This window comes from Dorea sp. BIOML-A1, assembly GCF_009875615.1.
Classification (GTDB): domain Bacteria; phylum Bacillota; class Clostridia; order Lachnospirales; family Lachnospiraceae; genus Dorea_A; species Dorea_A amylophila.
This window is the reverse complement of sequence record NZ_WWSA01000050.1, coordinates 1-10566: the sequence shown is the minus strand read 5'-3', so window position 1 is coordinate 10566 and position 10566 is coordinate 1. Positions and strand designations below refer to the sequence as shown.

The 10566-nt window shown below is 37.1% G+C and carries 10 protein-coding genes; 9 read left to right on the top strand and 1 reads right to left on the bottom strand.

What is annotated here, in order from left to right; translation table 11 throughout:
- Positions 1-84 precede the first annotated feature (84 nt).
- Positions 85-426, bottom strand: a complete 342-nt coding sequence (locus GT508_RS13990) for a hypothetical protein (protein ID WP_138377011.1) — start codon at positions 424-426, stop codon at positions 85-87.
- 128 nt (positions 427-554) lie between these two features.
- Between GT508_RS13990 and GT508_RS13985 the strand changes: the two genes are divergently transcribed.
- From GT508_RS13985 to GT508_RS13945, 9 genes are all read left to right on the top strand, one after another.
- Complete coding sequence (locus GT508_RS13985; protein ID WP_138377012.1) at positions 555-794, top strand: helix-turn-helix domain-containing protein; 240 nt, start codon at positions 555-557, stop codon at positions 792-794.
- Between the two features lie 284 nt (positions 795-1078).
- Positions 1079-1717, top strand: coding sequence for a DUF1847 domain-containing protein (locus tag GT508_RS13980; RefSeq protein WP_161144488.1), 639 nt, complete (start codon positions 1079-1081; stop codon positions 1715-1717).
- A gap of 116 nt (positions 1718-1833) precedes the next feature.
- On the top strand, positions 1834-2823 hold the full coding sequence (locus GT508_RS13975; RefSeq protein ID WP_161144487.1) for a LacI family DNA-binding transcriptional regulator: 990 nt from the start codon (positions 1834-1836) through the stop codon (positions 2821-2823).
- Between the two features lie 244 nt (positions 2824-3067).
- On the top strand, positions 3068-4390 hold the full coding sequence (locus GT508_RS13970; RefSeq protein WP_161144486.1) for an ABC transporter substrate-binding protein: 1323 nt from the start codon (positions 3068-3070) through the stop codon (positions 4388-4390).
- A gap of 38 nt (positions 4391-4428) precedes the next feature.
- Entirely contained in the window at positions 4429-5346 is a 918-nt protein-coding gene (locus GT508_RS13965) for a carbohydrate ABC transporter permease (protein ID WP_227079906.1), read from the top strand.
- A 2-nt stretch (positions 5347-5348) separates the two neighbouring features.
- Complete coding sequence (locus GT508_RS13960; RefSeq protein ID WP_055283948.1) at positions 5349-6179, top strand: carbohydrate ABC transporter permease; 831 nt, start codon at positions 5349-5351, stop codon at positions 6177-6179.
- A 31-nt stretch (positions 6180-6210) separates the two neighbouring features.
- Complete coding sequence (locus tag GT508_RS13955) at positions 6211-7554, top strand: glycoside hydrolase family 172 protein (RefSeq protein WP_006427727.1); 1344 nt, start codon at positions 6211-6213, stop codon at positions 7552-7554.
- A gap of 18 nt (positions 7555-7572) precedes the next feature.
- Positions 7573-9054 (top strand): glycoside hydrolase family 32 protein, encoded by a 1482-nt coding sequence (locus tag GT508_RS13950; RefSeq protein WP_161144485.1) that lies wholly within the window; start codon positions 7573-7575, stop codon positions 9052-9054.
- Between the two features lie 328 nt (positions 9055-9382).
- Entirely contained in the window at positions 9383-10408 is a 1026-nt protein-coding gene (locus GT508_RS13945; RefSeq protein WP_161144484.1) for an ATP-binding protein, read from the top strand.
- The last annotated feature ends 158 nt before the right edge of the window (positions 10409-10566 follow it).

Genomic DNA, 10566 nt, shown 5'->3' with positions numbered 1-10566 from the left:
CTGTTAACCGAAGGGTCGTTGGTTCGAACCCAACTCGGGGAGTTAAAGACAGAAATCGATTTGATTTCTGTCTTTTTTAATACATTATTTTTGTAATTGAATCCTATCATTGTCAACCCGATATTCATATTCTGCGCAGGAATATCCTTTCTTAAAACACCATGAATTTGCAAACAGAACAATCTGATAAGTCGTATCAGCGGAAAGCTTGTTAATACGCCGGTGCTTCTGAATAATTTCTTTGCAATACTGATCCGGATGGATGACGAAGAAACGATTCGTTACTATATATAGCTCGATTTCTAGCGTATTATCATTAGTATAGACAGTAGAATGCCTGACAGAATAAGGTCTGGTTTGAATAAAGGAGAAAAAGAATGCAATGATCAATAATATAGCTAGGATTCGGATATTTCTTTTTTTCAAGGCAAACCTCCTAAATGGTAATTTCTTACAGTGTATATAAATACATCTATATAAATACAGTGTAAGTTATCACATCTATTTTTTCAACCGAAATCTTAGTATACTTCAGTTATAGGATGGTACGAAAGATGAGTAGAATTAAGATTGAACTGGAAAAGGTATTAAAAGAGAGGAAGATCAGCAAGAATCAGTTATGCTATGCATGTAAGCTGCAGCATACCCAGCTGAATAATTATTGTAAGAACAAAGTCGTGAGAGTTGATCTGGCCACGATCGCGAAGATCTGCGATTATGTGGGATGCAGTATAGCGGATATATTGGTGCTGGAGAAGGATGAAGAACCGGAAAAAGAGATAGCGGAAGAGTAAAAGAAACCTGTAGGATAAAAAACAATCTCTATAATTTAAAAGGATCTTTTAGACGAGGAAAAAGTTTAAAAGATCCTTTTATTCAACCCTGAATCGGGGAACGTTTCTCATAGAAAAGAACTACAAAAAATAAGAAAATAAAAACGGAAAACTATTGTCTGTAGTATAAGTATTTGTTATTATGAAGTAAATAGAGGATATTTTACAAAGTAAAGCTTAATCTAGAGAATCTGCCAGTGGCAGGCCTCTGTAGATACCAAGGTATACAAAAGGAGAATGAAGAAATGAAAAAAGAAGACATGTCCTGTATCGACTGCGCAGTAAAAAACTGCAACAAAATGGATAAAACCTATCCGGATTTCTGTCTGACAACACACATGGACGAAGAAGTTCTAAATGAAGCTATGGAATGCTACAATGAAGACGAGAACCGCAAAGTAACAATTGCTGCGGCAGAAGTGGAGTATGAGAATTACTGCAAACATACCCGTGTCGAAGAAATCATGGATTTCGCAAAGAAGATCAATGCGAAAAAGATCGGGATCGCGACCTGTGTCGGCTTACTGAAAGAAAGCCGTATCCTGGCAGATATCCTGCGCAGACACGGCTTTGAGGTGTATGGTGTCGGTTGCAAGGCAGGAACACAGAAGAAGACATCCGTCGGCATTCCGGAATGCTGCGAAGGTGTCGGTGTGAATATGTGTAATCCGATTTTGCAGGCAAAGCTTCTGAATAGGGCGAAGACGGACCTGAATGTTGTGGTCGGACTTTGTGTGGGGCATGACAGTCTGTTTTATAAATATTCCGAGGCACTGACTACGACAGCAGTGACGAAAGACCGTGTACTGGGGCATAATCCGGTGGTGGCGCTTTATACTGCGGATAGTTATTATTCGAAGTTGAAGAAGAGTGAAGAAGAGTAATATTTCTAATTTGGGCGTTTAAAGATACATAAAGATATAACAAAGCGAAAAATGAAACTAGAGCTTGTGTAAATGTTCTGTTATAATAAATTGTTAAAATGAGAGGGGGTGTAAACATGGCAAGTATAAAAGATGTAGCACAAAAGGCAGGAGTCGGTGTTGGAACAGTATCAAGAGTACTGAATAACAGTGGATATGTATCGGATGAGACACGTGAAAAAATAGAAGAGGCTATGAAAAATCTTCAGTATACACCGAATGAACTTGCCAGAAATCTGTATCATAAAAAGAGTGGGATCATTGCCGTTCTGGTGCCAACAGTAGAAATTCCTTTTTTTGCAGAACTTGTACATAATATTGAAGCAGAACTTTATAATGAAGGATTCAAGATCATGTTATGTAATACAGATAAGGCACATAATGCAGAACTCGAATATCTGGATATGTTAAACAGGCATATCGTGGATGGTGTGATTACAGGTGTACATTCCTTAGATGTAGAAGAGTACAAAAAGATAAAAAAACCAATCGTTGCATTTGACCGTTATTTGGGAGAAGATATTCCTGTGGTTGCAGTCGATCATAAGGAGGGCGGACGACTGGCGGCGGAAATTCTGCTTAAGAATGGGTGTAAAAAAATAGTACATTTCAGAGGTTCAACTGCAGTAGAGTCGCCATATCACGAAAGACATTTTGAATTCGCAAGAATTATGAAGGAACAGGGAGTAGAGTGCTTTGATTATGAACTGGCATGGAATAAATTTGATCTGGAGTATTATAAGTATGCGGTAAAAGATTTGTTTGACAGACTGGATGAATGGGAATTTGATGGGATATTCGGAACAGATCTGGTTGCAATCGAGTGTATGAATGAGGTTATCCGAAGACATAAAAAGGTTCCGAAGGATGTAAAATGTGTGGCTTATGATGGAACATATATTACGCAGATAGTAGAACCAAGTGTGACTTCAATCGTTCAGCCGACAAAAGAACTGGCAAAAGAGGCGGCCAGGTTAATTTGTGAATTGGTTAATGGGAAGACATATAAAAATGAAAAAGTAACATTAGGAGTATCTGTGAGAAAGGGGAGAACAACAATAGAATAGTAAAAATGCACAAAAACAGTGCTAAAAATTTGATGAAATAAACGAAATGACGAAAAAATGTTGACATCTGAGCAGTTAAGAGTTATATATAGATTATACAAATCAGTCATGTGCACAGCTGAATTTATTTTTTTAACAAACATGGAACGGGTTCCATAAAAAAGAAAAGATGCGGAATTATTTTTTTTAGGAACATGGAACGGGTTCCACAAACAACCATCTACTCATTTAGGGAGGAAAAACTATGAAGAAAAAAAGCTTAAAAAAGGTTACATCTGCAGTATTAGTTGCAGCGATGTCGATGGGACTGCTTGCTGGATGCGGAGGAAGTAAGTCATCAGAAGAAGCAAAAACGGATGCGGACGGGGCAACCGTCATTAAATTTGGTATTCATGTGGCAAACCCAAAAAAACAGGAAACGGTTACTTACAATATTGTTCAGGGATTTAACAAAGAAAATAAAGGAAAATATAAAGTAGAATTCGTAGCAGCTGATACAGAGGCACATTCAAAAAATATGAAACTGGCAGCACAGGATGGAAGTCTTCCGGAAATTGTACATTTAGATTCAGCGGAGGCACCGGAATACAATGAGGCCGGATACTTATTAGATATGTCTGATTTCCTGAAAGAAAATAAAGACATTGATGATGCACTGGATGGTATGGAAGATGCATTCAATGATGGAAAAGTACAGTATGGACTTCCATATCAAAGTAATGTTCAGGGATTTTTCTATAATAAAGATTTGTTTGATAAAGCTGGGATTGCTTATCCAACAGATGATACAACTTATGACGAATTCCTTGATATGATCGCAAAACTGAAAAATTCAGGAGTTACACCAATCGCAATCGGAAGTAAGAACAGTGGATACTCAATGTGGGAGTTCAATGAATTCTTTTCAAGATATGGATGGGAAGATAATGAAAAATCCTATACTGGTGATAAGGCAAAATATTCAAACGATGATATGAATGCATGTTTTGAAAAAATAAAAGGACTTGCAGATGCCGGAGCATTTCCGGAAAATATGGCAACAATCGAATATTTTGACGCAAAACAGCTCTTTAATGAAGGAAAAGCAGCAATGTTCGGAACAGGTCAGTGGGACTGTGCAGAATTTGATAAAAATGTCGGTGAACACATCGGATTCTGGTGGGGACCAAAATTTGGGGATTCTTCTTATGAACAGAATATTGCAATGAAAGTTCCGGCAGCTCCGCTGGTAGTAAGTTCAGCGGTAAAAGATAATGATAAAGCAAAAGAAGCTTTGTATGCATTTTTGAAATATTATTATGGAGAAGAAGCAGCAAAGATTTCTTATGAAGGATCCATTTTCCCGGCAACCAATTATGATGGTATTGCAGCAACAGATTCACAGTATGCAATGAATGCAATGATCACAGCACTTGGAAATGGATGGGAAACACCAAAAGCAGCTCCGGACCAGACAGTTACTCCGGCAGTTCAGGAAGCAATGTATGATGCAATATTTGGTGTTATGCAAGGAACATACAGTCCGAAAGATGCTTTAAAAAATATGGATTCGGCAGCAGCAAACTAGACAGACGTTAATATTGGCTGACACTGCATGGGACTGCCATGAAGATTTATCATGGTGGTCCCGGATATAAAGAGGATGAGCGTATGCATTGGTTAAGTAAAAAGAGATACAAGATAGGATTGGTAATTCCGACACTGGTTGTGTATATGGTATTTATTATTATTCCTATTGGAATGTCAATTGGATATAGTTTTACAAAATATTCTGGAATTGGAAAGGCTACATTCAACGGATTGACAAATTATATGAGATTATTTAAAGACCGTTTGTTTTGGATATCCTTAAAGAACACAATGATTATGTTTATATTGGCATTTGTATTGTTATTGTCTTTATCTTTTCTCATTGCTTTGTTACTGAATAATAAATTAAAAGGAGTGGATTTTTCAAAGTCATTAATCTTTTCTCCTGCCATTATCGCACCGATCATTGTTGGAATTATCTGGGTTTATATATTAGATCCAAACATTGGTATTATCAATAATGTTCTGGATGCGATAGGGGCATCTGGTTTGAAACAAAAATGGATAGGCGGCAATACACTGTCTCCGTATAGTATCGCGATTATCTATTTCTGGCAACAATTAGGATATCTGGTAACGGTATTTATTGCAGGTCTTAAAATGATACCGGGAGAGGTGTTGGAAGCAGTTGAAATAGATGGTGCAAGCTTTATACAGAAGACAATGTATGTCACAATTCCAATGATGAAATCAACGATTTCAACAGTAGCAGTTCTGATCATTACAGGAGTGTTTAAGATCTTTGAAATTGTGCAGCAGACAACAGGAGGAGGTCCAAACCACCTGTCTGAGACGTTGGTTACATATAGTTACTCAATGACATTTAACAGTGGAGATTATGGTTATGGAATGTCTCTGGCTACATTTACATTCCTTCTTTCACTGGTGATCACAGGTATTTATTCAATACTTACAAGAGAAAGAGGTGAATAGGAATGGTACCGAAAAGAAAGAAAATTGCAATGTATGCTGCGATGATCATTATAACAGCGATTGTTGTATTTCCATTTTTATGGATGGTATTGCTTTCGTTCAAATCAAGTTCAGAGATCATGTCTAATCCATTGGCAATGCCGAAGGCATTTAATCTCGACAACTTCAAACATGCATTGGAAACATTAAACTTTCCACAATTATATGCGAACACTTTTGTTGTATGTATAGTATCTGTTGTGTTGGAACTTATTATTACATTCTGCAGCTCTTTCGTAATTGCAAGAATGGAATTTAAGCATCCGAAGGCAAAGAGTTTATTATATGGATTTTTGATTTTGGGATTATCTGTTTCACCATTTATTTTATTGTTCCCGGTATATAAGATTAATATCTTTTTCGGGTTGAGAGGAAAATGGGCATTGATTTTTCCATATGCAGCAAGTTCGATTTCATTCAATACGCTTCTTCTGACAGCATATTTGAAACAGCTTCCTACGGAAATTGACGAAGCGGCTGTAATAGATGGCTGTAACATCTGGCAGCTGATGGTGAAAGTTATTTTGCCAATGGCAAAGCCGGTTATTGCAACAATTGTCATTTTTAACGTGTTATACATATGGAATGAATATCCGTATGCATCTGTAATGCTGAAAGATGTATCTGATTATACACTTTCTATGGGAGCTTCATTCTTCAAAGGAAATTATACGGTAGATTATGGTGGAATTGTAGCATCCAGTCTTATGATTATTGTTCCGGAACTGATCTTCTATGGATTATTCCAGAAGAATATTGTAGAGGGTATGACAGCGGGAGCTGTGAAAGGATAATTATTAACAAAAAGAAAAGGAGACTTATATTATGAGCAATGTATCAGGATTATTTAAAGATTTGACAACTGTAAAAAAAGCCAGAAACGGAAGACTTGCCAGCTGGGATCAGAGAGGTAAGAATCAGGATTATTGGGAAATCCCGGCAGGTGAGACAATCTCTCTTGGAGAAGTGGAAGGACCGGGATGTATCACACATATCTGGATGACTTCTTCCTGCAGAAAAGTAGTAGCACCAAGTATTCTTGATCCGGTATTAAATGCTTCAGCAGCTCCGGTTATGGAGATTCATCCGGCACTTGGAGTTATCTGGGATGATTATGATCCATTCTATTATAGAAAAGTTCTGATCAAGATTACATGGGATGATCAGGATACACCAAGTGTACTTGCACCATTGGGAGATTTCTTCTGTATTGGTAACAGTTATCCGGGCAATTTTTCTTCGCTGCCATTTAATGTTTCGCTGAAACCAGAAGAAGCAGGAAGATATGGAGCTCCTTGTTCTGTGTCATGCTATTTCCCAATGCCTTTTAATAAAAAAGCAAAAATTGAGATTGTAAATGAAAACGAACTTCCATTTATTTTATATTTCAATATTGACTATGAAATGTATAAAGAGCCACTGGATGAGAATACAGCATATTTCCATGCAAGCTGGCACAGAGAAAATCCTTGTCAGGGCTGGGGACCAGACCTTCAGACAAACTGTCCGGAAGTTAATAATGTAACCAATTTTAAAGGTGAGAATAACTATACGGTGCTTGACGTAGAAGGAACGGGACATTATGTAGGATGTAACCTTACTGTAAAACACTACCAGGGAAGCTGGTGGGGAGAAGGAAATGATATGTTCTTCATTGATGGAGAGGAATACCCGTCATTAAATGGTACAGGAACAGAGGATTATTTCAATCATGCATGGGGAATGCAGAAAAATGCATATCCATTCTTTGGAACTATTGTACATGAAAGTGATACGGATGGATTCCAGGTATCTTATCGTTTCCACATTACAGATCCAGTAAGATTTGAGAAACATTTGAAAGTTACGATTGAACATGGACATGCGAACCATCTGTCAGATGACTGGAGTTCAACAGCATACTGGTATCAGACACTGCCAACAGCAAAACCAATTACGATTCTTCCTGTAGAAGAGAGAATTCCAAATGTACCGGTACTTCCAGAACGCAATCTTCAGATGCCGGAATTAACAGAAGAAATGAAAGCAGCGAGAGAATCATGGGCAAAACGCTGGGAAGAGTATAAGCCTGCAAGAGAAGAACAGTTCAGAATTAAAGAAAATAAGGCCCGCCGGGAATCAAAGCTTAATACTGAATTTGCAAAGAAGCTTCGTGAAGAATATAAGTAATAATATCGGAGGCACAATATGTCAAAAGAACTGATGATTGAAAGAATAGAAAAAGCCCAGAAAGAAATTGAAGCAAAAAGAGAAACCGTACAGCAGGGAAAATTTCGTCAGGACTATCATTTTATGGCAGAAACCGGATGGATCAATGACCCAAATGGGTTGATATATTTTAAAGGAAAGTATCACTTTTTCTATCAATATAATCCATATTCCGGATTTTGGGACTGTATGCACTGGGGACATGCTGTCAGTGAAGATATGATTCATTGGGAGTATCTGCCATTAGCGCTTGCACCAAGTGAAGTATATGATGATCATTTGAAGGGGGGCTGCTTCTCCGGCAGTGCGATTGAACATGATGGAAAGTTATTCCTGATCTATACAGGAACCTGTAATAATGGAAATGGGTTTGAACAGGCACAGTGTATCGCATATAGTGAAGACGGAATCCACTTTGAAAAATATGAAGGGAACCCGGTGATCACAGCACCGGAAGGTGTTCCAACAGATCTGTTCAGGGATCCGAAAATATGGAAACACGATGATACCTATTATGTAGTCTGTGGAGCAAGCAAAAATGGATTTGCACAGGCAAGACTGTATAAATCGACAGATATGTTCCACTGGGAATTTGTCAATGTCCTTGCAGAGAGCAGAGGCGAATGGGGCTATATGTGGGAGTGCCCGGATTTTTATCCGGTAGGAGATAAATATGTGTTGATGTTCTCTCCGATGGGAGGAAAAGAGCGCACCAGTGTTTATCTGGTGGGAGATTTTGACTATGATACCGGAAAATTTTTCTATACAATTTCAGGGGAAATTGACTGGGGATTTGATTATTATGCACCACAGTCATTCCTGGCACCGGATGGCAGAAGGATTCTGGTAGGATGGGCGAATGCATGGGATTGGATGCCATTTTGGAAAGACTGGGGTCCGACATATCAAGAAGGCTGGTGCGGATTCTTTAACATTCCGAGAGAGGCGGTATTAGCAGAAGATAATACATTAAAGTTTATTCCTGTAAAAGAATTACAGGATCTCCGGAAGAATAAGCAGGAAGAAGCGGACATTCTGATAAAAGAAGACGAGAAAAAAGAACTTCGGAGTGGCTGTGTTTATGAAACGGAAATGCGGATAAATCTGAAAAAATCAACTGCAGACAAGATTAGGCTGAACTTAAGAATGTCTCAGGGAAAGAAGACAGAGATCCTATTTGATCTGAAGAGAGCGGAAGCATATTTTGACCGTAATAATTCCGATGGCTGGAGTAAAGGAGTCGCAAGATGTCCATTGAATTTAATGGGCAAAGAGCATCTGGATATTCATATTTATTCTGACAAAATTTCATTAGAAATATTCAGCAATGATTATCAGAATAATTTTTCTTGTAATATATATAATGTGGATGATGATCAGAAAAATGAAGTGAAAGCAATTGGCGGAGATCTGGTTATTGAAAGCATTCGGTCATGGGAACTTGAAAAGACAATGAAATAAAATGAAAATTATATGATTGAGGACGGGATAGTGTGGAAAAACATTATCCCGTTTTTATGTGCACTTTGCAGTACATGTCACCAATGGATGTGATTAACGTGAGGGGAAGTTGAAGAAGAGTGAATAAATTGAAATCTGAAAGAAAATACTTTTATTATATCACTTCAAAGTAACTTGAAATGACTTTGAAGTGACTTTGAAGTAGCATTGAAGTAATTCGATTATAAGGGGTAAATAGTATGTATCTTGAAGAAATTATAGCGGATATAAAATTAGAAAATGATAAATTTGAATGTAAGGCAAGACTTAATCGAAATGACATAGTGGGATGGTTAAAGACGAGAGTATTAAGAGTAAAAATGCGCAGTACGATATTCTTACATCGGATAAAATATATGAAGCAAGCCACTTTAAGGATTTGAAAGCATTTTATTCGACACATAACAATGGAAAAGAATTAAAAGAAAAAGCACTTCAATCAATGGGATTCTATGATGAAAATAATATGCTGGCAAATGGGGCAGTATTATTTCAGGATGATTATCAGGGAAAAAAGACAGAGATTAAATGTTCCGTATTTTCAGGATTTAATAAAGGCAGTGAGAAGATAATAACAATTAATCGATATAATGGAAATATTACATCTTCAATTAATTATATGATGGATTTTGTTAATCAACGGATGAATCATTCACTGATTAAATTGGATAATGTACGAAAAAATATAGACGCATATCCACAAAGAGCACTATTTGAAGGTATTGTAAATGCAATTGCACATAGAGATTATTTCCTGGACGGAACGCAGATACAGGTGGATATGTTTAAAGACAGACTGGAAATATCCTCGCCCGGTAGTTTTTACAGGGGAGAGAAAATAGGAAAAACATATGATTTATCGGGAATTATATCAAAACGTAGAAATGAGTTGATTTCCTCTGTTCTGGTTAGTTGTAATGTCATGGAGGCAGCCGGAACAGGATTTGATAAAATTATGGAAGAATATCAGGGAGTTGATGAAGCTCACAGACCATACATTTATTCAACTTCAGATCATTTTACTTTGGTGTTACCGGATTTGACTTATTCAGAAGGAGTAGAAGATAATAAAATTCCACATCTTGAATATGTCCCGGTAGCCAATGGAACAAAATATGATGATGCAGTGTTATCATTCTGCTATTATCAGGCACGTAAAGTATCAGAAATTGCAGAATATCTAGGAGTCAGTGATTCGTCATATTTAAGAAAACAAGTGTTAGAGAATCTTGCTAGAGAAAATTATGTAACGAAAGGTAAGATTGGAAGAGCAGCATGTTATAGAACCAATATGGATATGGTAGAATTGAAATAATTATTCTCTCTCTGAAAAGGAATAACAAACCAGATTAGCAAAGGTTTGTTATTCCTTTTTGCATATTATTTGAGACTGTAATTAATTCTGTGTAAACTCTAAAAGAGCTATATATCCTCTTGGATTGATGTTAAAATAAATATCAATTCAGGAGGATT

Bases quoted from the DNA above. Each gene is read 5' to 3' on its own strand.
- GT508_RS13985 (WP_138377012.1), top strand. From the start codon at position 555: ATGAGTAGAATTAAGATTGAACTGGAAAAGGTATTAAAAGAGAGGAAG.
- GT508_RS13980 (WP_161144488.1), top strand. From the start codon at position 1,079: ATGAAAAAAGAAGACATGTCCTGTATCGACTGCGCAGTAAAAAACTGC.
- GT508_RS13975 (WP_161144487.1), top strand. From the start codon at position 1,834: ATGGCAAGTATAAAAGATGTAGCACAAAAGGCAGGAGTCGGTGTTGGA.
- GT508_RS13970 (WP_161144486.1), top strand. From the start codon at position 3,068: ATGAAGAAAAAAAGCTTAAAAAAGGTTACATCTGCAGTATTAGTTGCA.
- GT508_RS13965 (WP_227079906.1), top strand. From the start codon at position 4,429: ATGAAGATTTATCATGGTGGTCCCGGATATAAAGAGGATGAGCGTATG.
- GT508_RS13960 (WP_055283948.1), top strand. From the start codon at position 5,349: ATGGTACCGAAAAGAAAGAAAATTGCAATGTATGCTGCGATGATCATT.
- GT508_RS13955 (WP_006427727.1), top strand. From the start codon at position 6,211: ATGAGCAATGTATCAGGATTATTTAAAGATTTGACAACTGTAAAAAAA.
- GT508_RS13950 (WP_161144485.1), top strand. From the start codon at position 7,573: ATGTCAAAAGAACTGATGATTGAAAGAATAGAAAAAGCCCAGAAAGAA.
- GT508_RS13945 (WP_161144484.1), top strand. From the start codon at position 9,383: ATGGTTAAAGACGAGAGTATTAAGAGTAAAAATGCGCAGTACGATATT.